Source organism: Thalassovita mediterranea, assembly GCF_001458435.1.
Taxonomy (GTDB): Bacteria; Pseudomonadota; Alphaproteobacteria; order Rhodobacterales; family Rhodobacteraceae; genus Thalassobius; species Thalassobius mediterraneus.
Map to the genome: position 1 here is coordinate 18,798 of NZ_CYSF01000003.1, position 18,709 is coordinate 37,506.

14 protein-coding genes are annotated in these 18,709 nt (G+C 59.5%); 5 read left to right on the forward strand and 9 right to left on the reverse strand.

Translation table 11 applies throughout. The features are described from left to right. The first annotated feature begins 121 nt into the window (after positions 1-121). Positions 122-1,873: an alpha-amylase family glycosyl hydrolase gene (locus tag TM5383_RS02295; protein WP_058317442.1), complete on the forward strand. Its 1,752-nt coding sequence runs from the start codon at positions 122-124 to the stop codon at positions 1,871-1,873. On the opposite strand, the gene TM5383_RS02300 is transcribed toward TM5383_RS02295, so the two are convergent. From TM5383_RS02300 to TM5383_RS02330, 7 genes are all read right to left on the reverse strand, one after another. Then, entirely contained in the window at positions 1,870-3,087 is a 1,218-nt protein-coding gene (locus TM5383_RS02300; RefSeq protein ID WP_058317443.1) for a glycosyltransferase family protein, read from the reverse strand. The genes TM5383_RS02295 and TM5383_RS02300 overlap by 4 nt on opposite strands. Before the next feature lie 15 nt (positions 3,088-3,102). Further along, entirely contained in the window at positions 3,103-3,885 is a 783-nt protein-coding gene (locus TM5383_RS02305) for an HAD-IIB family hydrolase (protein ID WP_058317444.1), read from the reverse strand. Between the two features lie 152 nt (positions 3,886-4,037). Then, positions 4,038-4,628: a sarcosine oxidase subunit gamma gene (locus tag TM5383_RS02310; protein ID WP_058317445.1), complete on the reverse strand. Its 591-nt coding sequence runs from the start codon at positions 4,626-4,628 to the stop codon at positions 4,038-4,040. Beyond that, on the reverse strand, positions 4,621-7,569 hold the full coding sequence (locus tag TM5383_RS02315; RefSeq protein WP_058317446.1) for a sarcosine oxidase subunit alpha family protein: 2,949 nt from the start codon (positions 7,567-7,569) through the stop codon (positions 4,621-4,623). Before TM5383_RS02315 ends, TM5383_RS02310 begins: the two co-directional genes overlap by 8 nt. Then, positions 7,566-7,865, reverse strand: a complete 300-nt coding sequence (locus tag TM5383_RS02320; RefSeq protein WP_058317447.1) for a sarcosine oxidase subunit delta — start codon at positions 7,863-7,865, stop codon at positions 7,566-7,568. Before TM5383_RS02320 ends, TM5383_RS02315 begins: the two co-directional genes overlap by 4 nt. Continuing rightward, positions 7,859-8,344, reverse strand: coding sequence for a pyridoxamine 5'-phosphate oxidase family protein (locus tag TM5383_RS02325; RefSeq protein ID WP_058317448.1), 486 nt, complete (start codon positions 8,342-8,344; stop codon positions 7,859-7,861). Before TM5383_RS02325 ends, TM5383_RS02320 begins: the two co-directional genes overlap by 7 nt. An 18-nt stretch (positions 8,345-8,362) precedes the next feature. Further along, entirely contained in the window at positions 8,363-9,613 is a 1,251-nt protein-coding gene (locus TM5383_RS02330) for a sarcosine oxidase subunit beta family protein (protein WP_058317449.1), read from the reverse strand. A 162-nt stretch (positions 9,614-9,775) separates the two neighbouring features. Between TM5383_RS02330 and TM5383_RS02335 the strand changes: the two genes are divergently transcribed. Beyond that, positions 9,776-10,585, forward strand: a complete 810-nt coding sequence (locus TM5383_RS02335; RefSeq protein ID WP_058317450.1) for a response regulator — start codon at positions 9,776-9,778, stop codon at positions 10,583-10,585. Positions 10,586-10,607: 22 nt separating this feature from the next. Here TM5383_RS02335 and TM5383_RS02340 read toward each other — a convergent pair whose 3' ends face one another. Further along, positions 10,608-13,331, reverse strand: coding sequence for an ATP-binding protein (locus TM5383_RS02340; RefSeq protein WP_058317451.1), 2,724 nt, complete (start codon positions 13,329-13,331; stop codon positions 10,608-10,610). Beyond that, positions 13,331-14,194, reverse strand: a complete 864-nt coding sequence (locus tag TM5383_RS02345; RefSeq protein WP_058317452.1) for a substrate-binding periplasmic protein — start codon at positions 14,192-14,194, stop codon at positions 13,331-13,333. The genes TM5383_RS02340 and TM5383_RS02345 overlap by 1 nt, the downstream gene beginning before the upstream one ends. A 284-nt stretch (positions 14,195-14,478) precedes the next feature. Here TM5383_RS02345 and TM5383_RS02350 point away from each other — a divergent pair, with 284 nt between their 5' ends. The 3 genes from TM5383_RS02350 (at position 14,479) to TM5383_RS02360 (ending at position 18,615) form a co-directional block, all read left to right on the forward strand. After that, a complete protein-coding gene (locus TM5383_RS02350) occupies positions 14,479-15,447 on the forward strand; it encodes a TAXI family TRAP transporter solute-binding subunit (RefSeq protein WP_058317453.1) in 969 nt (322 codons plus the stop codon). A 130-nt stretch (positions 15,448-15,577) separates the two neighbouring features. Continuing rightward, entirely contained in the window at positions 15,578-18,166 is a 2,589-nt protein-coding gene (locus TM5383_RS02355) for a TRAP transporter permease (RefSeq protein ID WP_058317558.1), read from the forward strand. After that, positions 18,163-18,615: a universal stress protein gene (locus TM5383_RS02360; RefSeq protein ID WP_058317454.1), complete on the forward strand. Its 453-nt coding sequence runs from the start codon at positions 18,163-18,165 to the stop codon at positions 18,613-18,615. The genes TM5383_RS02355 and TM5383_RS02360 overlap by 4 nt, the downstream gene beginning before the upstream one ends. Positions 18,616-18,709: the final 94 nt, after the last annotated feature.

Below are 18,709 nucleotides of genomic sequence, written 5' to 3' on the forward strand. Positions count from 1 at the left end.
CAAGGTGTCCGCTGCGGCCATCCTCGCGAAAATCGCCCAAATTTTAGTCACTTGGTCCGGGTATCTGGCTGAGGTGTGGTCTATCCTTGTGGGGTCTGAAAATTGGCGCCACGCTTGCGCAATGACTGCTGCATTTACCAATACGCTTGACGCCAAACTGATCGATCTGATCAACCAGATTTACCCTGACCTTGATGCCGGCGCGCTCAAGGATCAGATCCGCGCCGCATTCTGGCCTGAGGAGGAGGCACAGCCGCGTAAACGCGCCCGTCGCCCCGGCAACAACCAGTGGAGCGAACGGGACGCGCTGATCATCACCTATGGCAATTCGATCCAGGATAGCGCGCACAAACCGCTGGACCTGCTGCATGACTTCCTGCTGCGTCGGCTGAAGGGTGTGGTGAACAGCGTGCATATCCTACCGTTTTTTCCCTTCACCTCCGACGATGGGTTTGCCGTCACCGATTTTTACGCTGTGAACGCGCAGCTGGGCGATTGGCCCGATATCAACCGCATCGCGGGGGATTTTCAGCTGATGTCGGATCTGGTGCTGAACCATGTCTCCAGCCAAGGCACATGGTTTAACGCCTATCTACAGGATCAGGCGCCCTACAACCGCTTCTTCTTCGAAGCATCACCCGACGATGATCTGGACGCGGTGGTGCGCCCCCGCACCACGCCCCTGCTGCAAGAGGTCGAAACATCAAACGGCACGCGCCATGTCTGGTGCACCTTCAGCCATGACCAGATTGATCTGGATTTCCGCAATCCTGAGGTGCTGCTGGAATTTCTGCGCATCATCCGCCTGCATGTGGACAACGGCGTGCGGATCATCCGGCTGGATGCGGTCGCCTTTCTGTGGAAGGAGGTCGGCACGCCCTCGATCCATATGGATCAGACCCATGCGGTGGTGAAGCTGATGCGGCTGCTCTGCGATTTCGCCGCCGAAAAGATCATTCTGCTAACCGAAACCAACGTCCCCAAGGCCGAGAATATGAGCTATTTCGGCAACCGGGATGAGGCGCATATGATCTACAACTTCCCGCTGCCGCCGCTGATCCTGCATGCGGTGCAATCAGGTTCGGCTGAGCGGCTGCGCAAATGGCAAAGCGGCATGCCCCCCGCGCCGATGGGCTGCGCCTATCTGAACTTCACTGCCAGTCATGACGGCATCGGTATGCGCCCTGTTGAGGGCATCTTGCCGCATGAGGAGCAGGCCAAGATGATCGACGCCGTGCGCCATGTGGGCGGTCTGGTGTCCATGCGCGCCCTGCCCGGCGGGGGTGAGGCGCCGTATGAGATCAACACCACGTTTTATGAGGCCACGCGCCGCACCTTTGACGGCGAGGACGCGCATCATTTTGACCGCTTCCTGTGTTCGCAAACCATCCCCATGTCGCTAGAGGGGATCCCTGCGTTCTACATCCATTCGCTGCTGGCCACGCCAAATGATCTGGCCAGTGTCGAACGGCGCGGCATGAACCGTGCGATCAACCGGCATAACTGGCACTACCCCGATCTGAACGCCCATCTGGACGACCCTACATCTGTGCATGCCCGCGTGCTGGCGGCGCTGTCGGATCGGTTACGCATCCGCAAGGCCCAGCCTGCGTTCCACCCCAATGCCACGCAATTCACCCTACCGCTGGACGATCAGGTCTTTGGCGTCTGGCGGCAAAGTCTGGATCGGCATCAGTCGATCTTTGCCCTGCACAACGTCAGCCCAGAGGTGGTGGAAATCCCCCATCTGTCGATGAACCTGATCGAGGATGAGGTGTGGATCGACCTGCTGAGCGGCGAGCCGGTGGATATGGCACGGGACGCGCTGACGCTTGCCCCGTACCAGTGTCGCTGGATCACCAACCGCGCTTAATATTCCGCCTCATCCGCGCGGGCAGCGGCGGTCAGATCGGTCAGAAAGCCGCTGTCTGCCGCATGCACGCGGTTCCATGTGGTGATGAACGGCGTTTCATAGGGGTTTTCCAGAAACACCTGACCTGCGCGCATGATGTTTTCGGCAAACAGCTCAATCGCCTGCTCTTCTTTGTGGCGATCCAATTCCAACCCGTTGAGGCGGGCGTCGTTGTAATAGGCCTCCAGCAGATCCAGAGCGCTGCGATAATACGTGGCCTTCAGCGTGCGGAAAACATTAGCGGTGAACACCGTACCATCAGCGGCCAGTTTGCGGAAAATCGCCTTGCAGATGTCGGTGGACATGCGGTTCAGGCCCGTTGCGGCCTCTTCAGGCGACAGGTCCTGATGTTTGTGATCATATGCGTCGGAAATATCCACCTGGCACACCGCTTTGGGCGCCAGATTACGCCAGGCTTCGGACAAAACGCCAATCTCCAGCCCCCAATCCGACGGGATGCGCAGATCCGGCAGGATCGCGGTGCGCATGGCAAATTCACCTGACAACGGATAGCGGAAACTGCGCAGATAATCGATGTAGTCACGATCCCCGATCACCCGTTTCAGCGCGATCAACAGCGGGCTGACTAACAGGCGCGTCACCCGCCCATTCAGACCGCCCCCACCGATGCGCGGATAGTACCCCTTGGCCACCTGATAGGGAAAGGTTGGATTGACCACCGGATAAACCAGCCGCGCCAGCAGTTCCTTGTCATAGGTGAGGATGTCACAATCATGGATCGCCATCACCGAACTGTCCGCACAGCCCAACATGTAGCCCATTGAGGACCAAACATTTTTCCCCTTTCCCTGCTCCGCAGGCGCCAGCCCCAGCGCCTCTAGCCGCGCGCCCAGTTCCAACATGCGGGGGCTGTCGTTCCAAATCACGATATGGTTCTGGTTAAGGCCTTTGAAAAATTCTTTGGCCTTACGGAACTGCGCCTCATCCGCGGCGTCCAGACCGATGATAATGCGGTGCAGGTATTTCACCTGCGACAGCTCCTTCAGGATGTTGGGCATGGCCGCGCCTTCCAACTCGGAATATAGGCACGGCAGGATGAGGGAGATTTTGCGCGTATCGGCGAAGGTGCACAGCTCATGCTCCAACTCGTCAAGTGATCGGGTCCGCAGATTATGTAGCGTTGCGATGTTCCCGTTTTGGTGAAAGTCGGCCATGAGTCTTACGGTCCTTTAGTCGGTCAATTGTTTGATCAAAGACAAGATCGCGGCGTTCCAGCCGCTTGGTCCTGCCTCTGTGGTGCGAATGATTTTGCCCGCTCCCTCGCCCTTTAGCGGCGGCAACGGCGCGCTGTGCGGATTGGCGATCACAACGCCGATGTCGGCGGTTTCCAGCATCTTGATGTCATTGGGGGCATCCCCCAGCGCGATGGTGTGGCGGGGGCTGTAGCGCTGCGTCAGATCGGCCACGCGATCCGCCTTGTTGCCGCCAAACGACAGCGTCACAAACCGCCCGCCCCGTTGGGCCGTGATCCCTTGCGTGGCGAGGTGGTTCAGGAACTGATCCAGTTCCTGAACCGTTCCCGTCCACGTGCCGGGTTCAGAAAATGCGCGTTGTTTGGCCAGCCCCGCCGCCTTTGGCGATAGGCCGGTGACGGCCGCCACCCCCGCTGCGTCCAGATCGCCAAATCCGGTGAACAGCGCGCGCAGATCCGTGGGCACATTGGCCAAAGCGGTGCGCAGGGCGTCATATCGTTCGCTGAGCGCGTCACAAACGGCCCCTGCAGGCAACAGCCCTGCCCCATTTTCGACAATCGCGGGCCAGTTCTGAAACCCAATCGCTGCCCGCAATGGCGCGATTTCGGCGGCGGTTTTACTGCTGGCCAGCACCAGCCCGGCGCCAGCCTCTTTCAACGCCCCCAACGCGTCGCGTGCTGCGGTCCACTGATATGTTTGATGATCCAACAAGGTGCCATCAAGGTCGGAAAATATCAGCAGTCTGGGGCGTTCAGTCATAGGAAAAGGCTAGCCACGCCTCCGCCCAAGGACAAACGGAGGGGGCAGAAAAGCACGATTTCACCGCGCCCTCGCAGAATTCGCCCAATATTTAAGCAAAAAGCCCCCGCGCACGCGGAGGCTTTTATATGGCCGTCAAATTGGGACGCAGATCAGCCGAGGCCGCCCGCCACCTCAACCAAGGCATGGTGCAGTGACCCTGCCGAAGACCGTGGGCCGATCACGCAGAACCCGTCCTCTTTGCGGATCAGGAAGCAGCCAGTGTGGTGAATGCTAGTGCGGGTTGCATCCTCTACCACCATCTGGCTCACATCCACTGCACAGAGCCGTTCAAACAGCGCGAAAAGCGCCGCCTCGGAACTGGCAGCGCCGTGTTCGCAGTGCGCGCTCACCTCAAAACAGCACCAGGCGTCGGTCTGTTCGGTCACCGATGCGGCATCGCCAACGATCGCCTTCACCTCATCGGCCAGCAATTCATGGGCATTGTGTTCGGCAGAGAGCATCCATTGATCCGGTCCCATCCACCACACCGTATGGGTGACGGTGCGGCGACTTTTGCCGGGTTGGGGCAGTTCGATCTGCAAAGCGGCTTTCACCGTCTGCGCCACATCCGCACTGCGACCCTTGCGCGCCGCAAGGGAAGCAATGGCCAGATTAGGGTTTTCCGCGATGCGCAGCACACCAATCTGATCCAGCCGCGCGATATCCCCACCAAGCGGGGTGAGAGGTTTCAGGTCAGACACGCAGGCGCCCTCCTTCAGGGTCAACAAAATGGGCAGAGACAACTTCGACCAGCACTTCCTGGCCTTCCAGCGGGTTCACCATGCGCAGGGTCTCGCCCATACGGTTGGCGCCATCTTTGAGGAACCCCAGCCCGATCGAGGTTTCAAGGATCGGCGAATAGGCGGCAGAGGTGACGTAGCCCTGATCGTGCTTGGCATCGACAGGACCGGTCGCATTCATCAAATGCGCCCCTGCGACCACCTCACCAGACTGCACAGGTTTCAGCCCGACCAAGCGCAGATCACCCTCAGCGTTCAGACCGTCACGTTCCGACAGGGTGGAGCCGATGCTGTCCTTCTTCTTGGACACCATACGCCCCATGCCAAGGTTGGCCGCGGTGGTGGTGCCGTTCAGCTCAGCAGCGACCGCATGGCCCTTTTCGATCCGCATCACACCCAGCGCTTCAGTGCCGTAGGGGGTGACGTTGAACTCCTCCCCCTCTTCCATCAGGCGGCGCATCAGCGCGTCGCCGTACCGGGTGGGCACAGCAATTTCATACGCCAATTCGCCCGAGAAGGAGATGCGGAACAACCGTGCCCGCAAGCCGCCGCAAATGGTGATCTCGCCACAGCCCATGAAGGGGAACGCCTCATTGCTGATGTCGAAACCGGGATCGACCAGTTTCTGCAACAGCTTGCGCGAATTGGGACCAGCCACCGCATATTGCGCCCAGGCCTCAGTGGTGGAAATCAGCTGCACGTCCATATCGGGGAACAGGCACTGACGGGCAAATTCCATGTTGCGATAGACGGTCACCGCATTGGCCGTGGTGGTGGTGACGACAAAATGATCCTCTGCCAGACGGGCGGCGGTGCCGTCGTCATAGGCAATGCCATCTTCGCGCAGCATCACGCCATAGCGCACCTTGCCCACCGCCAGTTTGGCAAAGCCATTGGCGTAGATCTTGTTCAAAAACTCTGCTGCATCAACACCTTGCACGTCGATCTTGCCCAGCGTGGTCACATCGCACACCCCGACAGAGGCGCGGGTGGCCAGCACTTCGCGGTCCACGGTCTGACGCCAGTGGGTTTCGCCCTTGCGCGGGAAATACTGCGCGCGCAGCCAATTGCCCACCTCAACAAATTCCGCGCCCTGTTCAGCCGCCCAATGGTGGCTGGGGGTCAGGCGGGTTGGGTGAAACTCTTTGCCAACGGATCGCCCTGCCAGCGTGCCCATCGCCACCGGAACATAAGGCGGGCGGAAAATGGTGGTGCCGGTTTCAGGGATCGACTTGCCGGTCCTTTCAGCCATCACGGCCAGACCGGTGACATTCGAGGTTTTACCCTGATCGGTCGCCATACCAAGCGTGGTGTAGCGTTTCAGATGCTCAACAGAGCGGAAGCCCTCTTGATGCGCCAGTTTCACGTCCTTGACGGTCACGTCGTTCTGGAAATCGACCCAGGCCCGTTTGGCGCCGCTCACATACCAGAAGGGCGACAGGTTCGCCGGACGATCCTCAACCTGAGGCAGATCAGGCGCGGTGGCGGTGATCCCCAGATCCCCCAGCGCGGCAATCGCAGCGGTGGTGCCTGTTTCCAGCGCACCGTGGGTGCTCATCACGCCATTTGCGGCACCGGCGACGGATTGGCCCATGGGCAGATCGCCACCGGGGACAAAAGCATGGATCGCCTCATCCCAGACCGGGCGGCCACGTTGGTGACAGGTCAGGCCAAGGTTAGGGTTCCAGCCGCCGGAATTGGCAACTGCGCCACAGGAAATCTCACGGGTCGTGCCGTTTGCCAGACGCACTGTTACCGCCGTCACGCCGTGGCGCCCTTTGGTGTTGATGATCTGCGCGCCTTTCAGCACCTCGGTGCCCGCCATGTCCGGCGCATCGGCGCGGGTGTCAACAACTGCGGGGACTGTCAGACCTTTGGCGATCAGATCCTTGGCTGTTCGATGACCATCATCACTGTTTGCAAAAACCACCACCTCTTTGGCAGGGGTGGCCGCCCATCGGTTGGCATAGGTCCGCATTGCACCGGCCAGCATCACGCCCGGACGGTCGTTGTTTTCAAAGGCGATGGGTCGTTCCAACGCACCGGCGCAGACGATGGCGCGTTTGGAATAGATCCGCCACAGGATCTGACGCGGCTTGCCCGCCTCTGGCACCGCCAGATGGTCAGACACCCGTTCCACCGCGCCGTAAACCCCGTGGTCATAGGCGCCAAACACCGTGGTGCGCGCCATGATCCGCACGTTGTCCATCGACGCCAGTTCCGCCTGCATCTGCGCGGTCCAGTCAGCGCCAGACATATCGCCCACAGATTGGGTTTCTGCGATCAAACGACCACCCAGCAGAAAATCTTCCTCTGCCAAGATCACCCGCGCGCCCGCTCGGCCCGCCGTCAGCGCCGCCATCAGACCCGCAGGGCCCGCACCGATCACCAACAGGTCGCAGTGCAGGAAGCCCTTGTCATAGGCATCAGGGTCATCCTCAAACGACACCGATCCCAGACCCGCTGCACGGCGGATGGCGGGTTCATAGAGCTTTTCCCAGAAGGCGCGCGGCCACATGAAGGTCTTGTAATAAAACCCAGCACTTAGGAAGGACGGGAACAGATCATTCACCGCCAACAGGTCATGTTTCAGCGACCCGATATGGTTCTGACTGCGGGCGGTCAGGCCATCAAACAGCTCTACCGTGGTGGCGCGGGTGTTCGGTTCCTGACGGCCACCTGTGCGCAGTTCTACCAGCGCGTTCGGCTCTTCTGATCCGGCAGTCATCACACCACGCGGACGGTGGTATTTGAACGACCGCCCCATCAGGCGCACACCATTCGCCAATAGGGCCGAGGCCAGAGTATCGCCCGCCTGCCCTTGATAGGTTTTGCCGTCAAAGCTGAAACTCAGCGCGGTAGTGTGGTCGATGAGACCACCGTGAAGTCGGTTCACGCTCATTGCGCATCCCCTTCAAATCGTTTGGTGTTTTTCGCAACTTCACTGGCCAGAACCACTTCGGTGATCTCATGGGTCAGGGTGTTGCGGGTCACGACCAGCCAAGAGCGGTCGCCTTGTTCGTGAAACCACAATTCGCGGTGCAGCCCGGCGGGGTTGTCACGCAGGTAGAGGTAATCGTGAAATGCCTCCACCGCGTTTTCGCCCTGCCAATCGGGGCGGTTCAGCAGGCTGGCATCGCCCAGATAGGTGAACTCGGACGCATCGCGGGGGCCAAGCAGGGGGTGGTTGATCAGCATGCCTGCAACTCCTCTTGTTTATGCACAATGGTGATGTCGCGCACGCGTTGCGCCCATTTGGTGCACAGATCCTCGCTGGTGACGCCCATGTCGTAGGACGGCGTCGCCAATGGTTTGCAGTCAGTCACCTTGATCACCACAAAGCCGGTGAACATCGGCTCCAACTCCGGCCAGCGGTTGGTGTAAAGTGGGCGCAGCGTTGGGTAGCGCGCATCTTCGCGGGCGACAAAATGCGCCTCCCCTTTGATCAGCACACCACGACGGGTCAGGATATCAACGAAGTTGACCTCTACCTGCGGGCGCACTGCAATATTCGCCAAGGTGTCGGGCGAGCGCATTTCGGCGAAGCTGATGGTGGTATCGTCATGCACCACAAAGGATCCTTTGGGCGACACATTGGGGTTACCCTCGGCATCGGCGCTGGCTACAAAGCCAAGGTGCCAATGTTCGATCAGGTCACGGGTGAATTTATTGATCATGGTTTTGGGCCCCTCAACTCAGTGCAGGTTGGGCTGCGCGCCCATGCCTTTTTCGTCGATCATGCGGCCGGTGCGGAACCGGTCCAGACGATAGGCGGTTGCGGTTTCATGGGGACGGTCGGTCGCCAAGAGATGCGCCAGACACCAGCCAGCGGCAGGGGTTGCCTTGAACCCGCCGTAGCACCAGCCACCATTGAAGTAGAGACCTTCGATATGGGTCTTGTCGATGAAGGGGGAGCCGTCCATCGACATATCCATAATGCCACCCCAGCTACGCAGCAGGCGCACACGGCCAAGGGCGGGGATCAGCGACACGCCGCTTTCGACCACATCCTCAACCACCGGCAGGTTACCGCGCTGAGCGTAGGAATTGTAGCCGTCGATGTCACCACCAAAGACCAGACCGCCCTTGTCGGACTGGCTGCAATAGAAATGGCCTGCACCATAGGTGATCACACCGGGAATAGTCGGCTTCAGCCCCTCAGACACAAAGGCCTGCAAAACATGGCTCTCAATCGGTAGGCGCATGCCCGCCAGTGCCATAACGCGGCTGGACGAACCCGCAACGGATGACGCCACCTTGCCCGCGCCGATATAGCCGCGGGTGGTTTCGACCCCCAAAACCTTGCCGTTTTCAATGCGGAAGCCGATCACTTCGCAGTTTTGGATAATGTCAACGCCGTGGCTGTCGGCGCCACGGGCATAGCCCCAGGCCACCGCATCGTGGCGCACGGTGCCGCCGCGACGGTGCAAGAGGCCACCCTTGATCGGGAAACGGGCATTGTCGAAGTTCAGGAACGGATACATCGCCCGCACGCCATCGGCGTCCAACAGTTCCGCGTCAGACCCGTTCAGGATCATCGCATTGCCGCGACGGCGAAACGCATCGCGCTGTCCGTCAGTGTGGTAGAGGTTCAGGATCCCGCGCTGGCTGACCATCGCGTTATAGTTCAACTCCTGCTCAAGCCCTTCCCACAGCTTCATCGAAAACTCATAGAACGGTTCATTGCCGTCCAGCATGTAGTTTGACCGCACGATGGTGGTGTTACGCCCCACGTTGCCGCCGCCGATCCAGCCCTTTTCCAGAACCGCAATCCGCTTGCCGCCGAACTCTTTGGCCAGATAATAGGCCGCCGCCAACCCGTGACCGCCGCCACCGATAATCACGACGTCATAGTCCGATTTCGGCGCAGCATCACGCCAATGGGGCGTCCAGCCCTTGTGGCCGGTCAGGGCCTCTTTGATCACACGAAAACCGCTGTAGCGCATGGCATCCTCATTCGTTTCATCCCAAAGGTCGGGGATTTGGCCCGCGTTTCACAGGCGCATTATGGTCAGCCATTGATCCATTTCCGACAGAGCCGCACTTTGTTTGCGCTGCAATCATTCCCCCTCTTGCGCCATGGGGGCGTTTTCCTTCAGAAAAGGGCCATGAAACACCTCAAACGCAAATTGCCGCCGCTGACCTCTCTTGTCGCTTTTGAAGCAGCGGCGCGGCTTGGCTCCTTCACCTCCGCCGCCGAAGAGCTAAATGTCTCGCGCGAGGCGGTCAGTCGTCAGATCCGCGCATTGGAGACTCATCTGGGGGTGAAACTGTTTGAACGCGACGCCAACACTGCCGCGATGGGGCCGCTGGGGGCGCAGTTTTTTGCCACTGTTTCTCCGAACCTCTGGGCGATTGCCTCTGCGGCGCAGGATATGGCTGGCGATGACAGCGTCACGCCCACAGATGCGCCCGTGGTGGATGCCACGCTGGAACGCGACGACCTGCCGACGCTGTTGGTCGTGGATGATAGCGCGGAAAACATCCACCATCTGAACGGGCTGTTGCGCGATCAGTATCGGGTTATTGCCCAAACCTCTGGCCCTGCCGCGCTGGCCTATCTGTCGCGCGAAAGCGTGGATTTGATCCTGATGGACATTCAGATGCCCGATATGGACGGCTATGAAACCTGCCGCCAGATCAAGGCGACGGCCAGTCTGGCCGAGGTGCCGGTGATATTCGTCACCAACCTAGATGACCCACTGGATGAGGCAAACGGTCTGGAACTGGGCGCCTGCGATTTCATTTCGCGCCCTGTGGTGCCTGCAGTGCTGAAGGCGCGGATTGCCACCCATATTGATCTGGCGCGATCGCGTGCGGCACTGGAAAAACTGCTAAGCAGCCGCGCAGATCGTTTACAAAACGCAGAAAGCTTACTGGCCCGTATGGCCGAAGAAATCGACCAGTTCCGCGCCTGAATGGTCTGCGGCAGCGTTGTGTTTAGACCACCTCTTGCAGGATTTGATGGGCGCGATCGAAATCCAGCAATTCCAACGCAGCGCGCAAGGCGTCGGCGTCTGCCCCCTGCAACTCGGCACCAGACAGCCCACTCAATTGATCGAGCGCAGCCATATCATGCGCCGCAACCAGCTCCAGTAGGGCCGCTAAATCCCGATGGCCAGCGGGGCCTTCTTTTTCGGGCGCTTCAGGCCGCGACAGCGCAGCCATTTCTGCAGCAAGCTCTTCCATCGTCGCGATCAACGTCGGGACGCTAAGGTTCCCGTTTTCCAGCGCAATCACCTGTTCGGCCAATTTTACCGCACCAATTGTGCCACTGGCCCCCTTCATGACGTGTAACATCGCGGCGCGCGTGTCCGCGTCCTGATGATCGTCACGCAGGGCCGCAATCCAGGTGGACAGGTTCCGTTCAAACCGCGCAAGGTTTTGCGAATAGAGCGCAGAATTGCCCCCCGCGAGCATCAAACCACGCTGCTGATCGACCAACCCCTCACAGTCAACCGGCGCATCTGATGCAGGCTCTGCAAAGGTGTCGGCAACGGACCTCTGCCTTTCCGCAAAGCTAGGCAGCAAGCCTGACAGTACATTTTGCAGATTTGCGGGATCCACTGGTTTTGGCAGGAACGCCGCAAAACCGGCACGGGCGCAGTTTTCATGCTCCTCCAGCGTTGCATTGGCCGATGTGGCAACCACTGGCACCAAATCCGCACCGTAATCACGTTGCAGAACCTGAAGCGCGCGATGCCCATCCATCAGTGGCATATGCAGGTCCATCAGGATCAGATCCGGCATTAAATCAGCCACCTGATCCAATGCTTCCAGACCATTCGCTGCTGTACGAACCCGTGCGCCCAAACCTTCGATCAGGGCCACAAAGACTGACAGGTTAATCCGCGTATCTTCGACAACAAGGATCGACCGACCAGCCAGAGGCTGCTCCGCCTCACCCGCAAGAGAGGTCCCTTGGGTAGAAGAGAGCGCACGGCGCAACTCTTCGTGGGTGACGGGTAGCGCCAACTCCAGCGTCGCCACATCGCTGGCGGGCCAGGTGATGCGCAGTTGATCTTCGGCCACGTGCAAAATCGTGTCGGTCGACGTCTGATCCACTGCATAGCCTAGCCGCTGGGCCATTGTGGTGATCGCCGAAACGGGGCCACTGTCGCCAGACACCTGCAGATCCCCGTGGTGTTCGCGCGCCGCCGCAGGGCGCACAGGCAGATCCACCGACAGTGTGAAGCATGCCCCCTGCCCCACATGGCTATCAACGCTGACATCGCCGCCCATTTGTTGCGCCAGACGCAGCGCAATCGACAGACCCAATCCGGTGCCGCCATATCGCCGCGTGGTCGAGGTATCAGCCTGACCAAAGGGCTTGAACACCTCTTCTAATTGTTCTGGCGCGATGCCAACGCCTGTGTCGCGCACACTGAACCGCAACATCGCATGATCACCCACAGTTGGATCGCAGGCGACCTTTAGGTGGATGGTGCCAAATTCCGTAAACTTCACCGCGTTAGAGGCAAAATTCATCAGGATTTGACGCAGACGCAGCGGATCTGCGCAGATCTGATCTGGCAGATCAGCGTCATAAGACCATGTCAGCCGCAACGGACGTTCCGCAATTAACGCACGGGTCTGCATCAAAACGGAATCCAGCATGTCATCCAGCGGGATCCACACCTGTTCCAGCGCCATCTCCCCTGCTTCGATCTTGGATAGATCAAGGACCGAGTCGATGTTGTGCGACAGATGCGTCGCCGCGGCGCGCATGTCTTCTACATGGCGGCGACTGCCTGCGGTATACCCATCCCGCAACAACACCTCTGACAGACCGATGATCGCGTTCATCGGCGTGCGCAATTCATGGCTCATATTGGCAAGGAAGGTGGACTTGGCTTTGGATGCCTCCACCGCCTCATTCCGCGCACTCAGCAATTCGGCGGTGCGCGCCGCTACCTGATCTTGCAAGGTGTCACGGCTGTCCTCCAATTCCCCAACCGTGCGGCGAAACGCGCGTGCAAGGCGCGAAATTTCATCACGTTCGCGGGCGTCAAACATCCGCTGATCGCGGCCCGTCAGTTCAAACGGATGCCCATCGCGCACCCGCAGCGCGGCGGTTTGCAAACGGGTGATCGGGCGGATCACCGTGACCTGCATCAACAGGAAAATCGCTGTTGTCACCAACATGGTCTGCAACACGCTGCCGCCCAGCACCACAAGGCTACGGGCTAGAATATCGCGGTAGATGCTGTGAAACGAATAAACCACCATCAATTCGCCAATGCCCGACAGATCGCGGCGATTGCGCAGGGTGAAATTATGCTGTTCGCCGTCAGCGACCGCATCCTCAGGCAGCTCAGCCGCGGGGGTTTCCACCACCAAACCGTTCAGCCCCACGCTGTCACGCAGGTCGGGGCTGATCAGCGGATCCTCGATCCAAGCTTTCACAATCACCGGATCCTGCAACAGCCCCCGCATAAAGGCGAGCGCGTCAGGAACGTCCACCTCCCAATAGGCGATCTCGATCTGTGGCAGGGTGGCTAGGATGATGCGATCCGCGTTCTTGCGTGCATTTTCGACACGCTGCGCGCCCTCGATCCACAGCGTCACGACGCCAAGGACCACGCCGGACAAAATCCCGATAATCAACGCCGCTACCGCGATGCGTGGGGTGATCCCCAAAGAGTGAAAGCGCCAAAATTTCATCAGTTTACGTAGCCTTCCACGATGCTGGCGACACGGCCAGAGCCATGCATCGCGTCCAATGCCTTTTGCAGTCGTTCTGCCTGCGCCGCGCCACGTTGATCACGGGGAAAGGCAATATAGCGTGCCTGTTCGACCAAGGGTGTCGGCAAGAACCGCACCTGATCCTCCGCTTCTAGCGCGCGGGCCACATAGGCCAGACTGGCATAGCCACCCACAATGACATCAACACGCCCCAAAAGCAGTTTGCGCATATTGGTGAAATCATCCTCGGACGGTTCTTTCAGGATGCTTTCATCGGTGTCAAAACTGTCTTCGTAGCTGAAGCCCGCGACGATCCCCACCACCAGATCGGACAGCTCATCCAGTTCCGCAAAATCCTGCAGAGAACTATCAATGCGGGTCATAAACACAGTACGGGTCGTGCGCAGCGGACCGACCATATGAAAGCGTTTGAACCGTTCAGGGCTGGGGGCCAGTTGGAACACCGCGTCCAAGTTGCCCATTTCAAAATCCAAAAGCGCCCGGTTCCAGGGCAGCGGACGGTGGTTCAGTGCCACATTGATGGATTGCGCTGCCTCATTCAGGATTTCGACATCCAACCCCGTGTAGGTGCCATCGACCGTGTGATTATAGGGCGCAAAGCCCGCCATCGATCCCACCGCCCACGTTTCGCGCCAGCCCTCTGTCACCGTTTCTGCACGCCCAACAGGCGCCGCGATCAACAAGGTCGCAACCAGCGGCGCGGCAGCTTTGGCAATCCACGGACGTTTTGCATGGCGACCAATGCCGCACCGCACCAACAAGAAACGGCCAAGGCGCGTGACCGATGCAAGAGGTCTGCAGACAGTGGTAAAACGCTTCATTTTAAGGCTCCAACTGCGCTGGTTCGGGGGCGTGGGGCGTGTTCGCATTGGTCTACACAGCCCATAATCCAGCCGCATACCTAAAGCCTAATGCCTGCCCGCAAAACAAGGCAATCACCCGACATGACAAAAAATTTACGGTAGCAGCGGATTTTTTTGTCTCTTACCTTGTCCGCCTCTTGGCTGCTACGCCAGTTGCAGATCGAGCGCCCTGCTTGTTTGGTTTTGGGGGCTGTCCCTGAGGCAGGACATCGGCGCGTTTCGATACAATCAGGAGGAAATACATGTCCAACACCAAAAAAATCACCGGCGCCCTGCTGGCTCTGTCCATGTCCGCAGGCGTTGCAGCCGCGGCTGACCAGCAGTTCGTAACCATCGGCACCGGCGGCGTAACCGGCGTTTACTACCCCACCGGCGGCGCAATCTGCCGTCTGGTCAACAAAGGCCGCAAAGAGCACGGCATCCGCTGCTCGGTAGAATCGACCGGTGGTTCCGTATACAACGCACGTACCATCCGCGCAGGCGAGCTGGACTTCGGCGTGATCCAGTCCGACGTTCAGGTTAAGTCGATCAACGGCACCGACCAGTTCGCAGAAGATGGCCCCTACGAAGGCCTGCGTTCGCTGTTCTCGGTTCACCCCGAGCCGATGCACCTGATGGCCCGCGCTGACGCCGGCATCGCAACCACCGCAGATCTGGTTGGCAAGCGCGTCAACATCGCAAACCCCGGTTCCGGCACCCGCGTTCTGGCAGAAACCCTGCTGAAATACGAAGGCATCACCACCGATCAGTTCTCGCTGACCGCTGAGCTGAAGTCGTCCGAACAAGCAGCAGCTCTGTGCGACGGTAAAATCGACGCAACCATCTGGGCCGCTGGTCTGCCCAACGGTTCTTCGCAAGAAGCCACCTCGACCTGTGATGTGAAAATCATCCCGCTGGCGGGTGAAGGCATCGACAAACTGCTGGCCGAAAACACCGCTTACGCAGCTGCCACCATCCCTGGCGGCATGTACCCGGGCAACGCAGAAGACCTGCCGTCCTGGGGCCCGAAAGCAACCATCGTGACCTCGGCTGACGTTTCCGACGAAGTTGCTTACGAAGTTGTTAAGGCCGTGTTCGAAAACTTCGACGCATTCCGCAAACTGCACCCCGCGTTTGCAAACCTGAAAGAAACCGAAATGGTTTCCGACGGTCTGACCGCCGACATCCACCCCGGCGCGATGAAGTACTACCAAGAGCGCGGCTGGAAATAATCCAACCCCGCCCAAAAAACAGCCCCCATCCTAACGGGTGGGGGCCTCTTGATTCTGACTTAGCACATTGAGGGGGACATCCGTGAGCCAAGCGACATCTTCACCCAATCAAACAGACCAGACCGATCAGATCGATCAGACCGACGCGACGGATCTGGACGATATCGTCGCCGAATCCGACACCGGTGCGCGGACCCCGCACAATTGGTTCTCGGCCAAGGTTTTGTGGTTCGTACCGCTATTGTGGTCGATCTATCAGTTGTGGATCGCCTCTCCGCTGCCGTTCACGCTGGGCATTGGTGTGTGGAATGACACCCAGACCCGCGCGATCCACCTCGGCTTTGCGGTCTTTCTGGCCTTTGTGGCCTTCCCAGCATTTCGCACCAGTCCCCGCCATCACATCCCGCTGACCACTTGGATCACCGCGATTGTGGGCGCTGTTGCCTCGTCCTATCTGGCGTGGAACTACGTGGATGTGGCCGCCCGCACCGGCCTGCCCAACACGCTGGACCTGGCGATGGCCGGTATCGGCATCCTGTTGTTGATGGAGGCCGCGCGTCGTTCGCTGGGCTTCCCGCTGATGGGTGTTGCGATCTTCTTCCTGGCTTATGTTTTCTTTGGCTCCTGGGATGGTCTGCCGGAAATGGTGCAGTGGAAGGGCGCGTCGTTTAACAAGGCGATGAGCCACCTGATGCTGACCACCGAAGGTGTGTTCGGCGTGGCCCTTGGCGTGTCGTCGGGCTTTGTGTTCCTGTTTGTGCTGTTCGGCGCCCTGCTGAACCAAGCGGGCGCTGGCAACTACTTCCTGCAACTGGCATTCGCGGCCCTTGGCCACCTGCGTGGCGGTCCGGCAAAGGCAGCGGTAATTGCATCCGCAGCCACCGGCCTGATTTCCGGTTCTGCGATTGCAAACGTTGTGACCACCGGCACCTTCACCATTCCGCTGATGCGCAAGGTCGGCTTCTCGCCCGCCAAAGCTGGCGCGGTTGAAGTATCGTCGTCGATCAACGGCGTTCTGACCCCGCCGGTGATGGGCGCTGTGGCCTTCCTGATGACCGAATATGTCGGCATTTCCTATGTAGAGGTGGTGAAAACCGCCATCGTGCCTGCCGCGATTTCCTACATGGCGCTGGTCTACATCGTCCACCTTGAAGCGCTGAAGATGGGCATGAAAGGCTCCAGCCGTATGCACCCGGTCAAGTTCATGCTGGGCGCGATCTTCATCGTGGCGACCTCGATCGTCATCGGTGGTGGTACGCTGTGGCTGGCAGGTCAGGTTGTTACGCTGGCAAATACGCTGATCGGTCCGATGGCAACGCCGGTTCTGGTGGTTGGCCTGCTGATCGCCTATGTGGCGGCGGTAAAATACGCCGCTGGCCGTCCCGATCTTGAAACCAGCATCGAGTCGATGCTGCACCTGCCCCCTGCCCGCACGATCCTGAAGACCGGTCTGCACTACCTGCTGCCGATCCTGCTGCTGATGTATCTTCTGATGATCGAGCGTAAATCGCCCGGCCTCTCGGCCTTCTGGTCGTCGATGTTCATGCTGCTGATCCTATTGACCCAAGACCCGCTGAAAGCGTTCTTCCGCAAGCAAGGCAGCGTCAGCGCCGCCTTCTCGCACGGTGTGGCGCAAACGGTTGAGGGTATGATCATCGGGGCGCGCAACATGGTTGGTCTGGCCGCAGCAATGGGTCTGGCCGGTATCATCGTGGGCGCGGTTACGCTGACCGGCATCGGTCAGGTGATGGCGGAATTCGTTGAATTCCTGTCCGGTGGCAACCTGCTGGCGATGCTGTTCTTCGTTGCGCTGATCTCCATCGTGCTGGGCATGGGCCTGCCGACCACCGCAAACTACATCGTTGTCAGCTCGCTGATGGCGGGGGTTGTTGTGGAACTGGGCGCTCAGAACGGTCTGATCGTGCCGCTGGTGGCTGTGCACATGTTCTGTTTCTACTTTGGTATCATGGCGGATGTGACCCCGCCCGTCGGTCTGGCCAGTTTCGCCGCCGCCGCGATTTCCAAAGGCGATCCGCTGCGTACCGGTTTCCAGGCGTTCTTCTACTCGATCCGTACCGCACTGCTGCCGTTCCTGTTCATCTTCAACACCGACCTGTTGTTGATCGACGTGGGACCTGTGCAGGCGATTGTGGTGTTTATCACCGCACTGATCGCAATGCTGCTCTTTGCGGCGGGCACCATGGGCTACTTCCAAACCCGTTCGCGCCTGTGGGAAAGCGCTGCGCTGATCTTCTGTGCGTTCATCCTGTTTAGGCCGGACTTCTTCCTCAACCAAATCGCGGATGAGTTTGAAACCCGCCCCGCGACGGAAGTGTTCGCACTGGCCGAAGCAGCGCCTGAAAACAGCGCCCTGCGCGTGCGCCTGACCGGTGAAAACCTCGAAGGTGACATGGTCGATGCCCGCTACCTCTTGCCACTGGGCGCCGCTGGCGCGGATGGCGCAGGCCGTCTGGCAACTGGCGCAGGGATCGAATTCCGCGATGAGGACGGTCAGCTCTATGTCGACAACATGACCTTCGGTGGTCCGGCAGAACAGCTGAAGATCGACTTTGACTGGCAAGTGGTCGAAGTTGAGGTAGAAGCAGACCGCCCGCCGCAGGAGATCTTCTACCTGCCGGCCCTGCTGATCCTTGGCGCAGTCTTCGCCATCCAGCGTCGCCGCAAGGCGAAAACCGAACCTGAGGAGGCTCTGGCATGAAAACCGACAAGAGCAACAAACCGAAGAAGCCGACCGTATTGGTCGCCATCGACCTCACCCAACCCGAAGAGCAGAAGGCGGTCCTGAAACGGGCCCGCCAACTGGCCGATCTGGAAGGGATCCGCCTGTCGGTGGTCACCGTACTGCCTGACTTTCGGATGAGCATGGTCAGCACCTACTTCTCTGACGATCACACCCATGAAATCGTCGAAGAAAGCCGTGTTGCCCTGCACAAGTTCATTGAGGACACCATCGGTGACGACGACAAGGTGAAACATGTGATCCGCGTGGGCAAAACCTACGAGGAAATCCTGATCACCGCCGAAGATCTGAACGCACAGATGATCGTAGTTGGCGCGCACAAGCCCAACTTCCGCGATTATCTGATCGGCCCGAACGCCGCGCAGATCGCGCGCCACGCGCCCTGTTCGGTCTATATCGTGCGCTAATGTCGATCCTGAGTGTTGCCAAAACGCTCAAGCTTGCTAAACCACTGCCGCCTGCCCCCTATGGGGCAGGCGGTATCCGTTTCACCCACAGCCC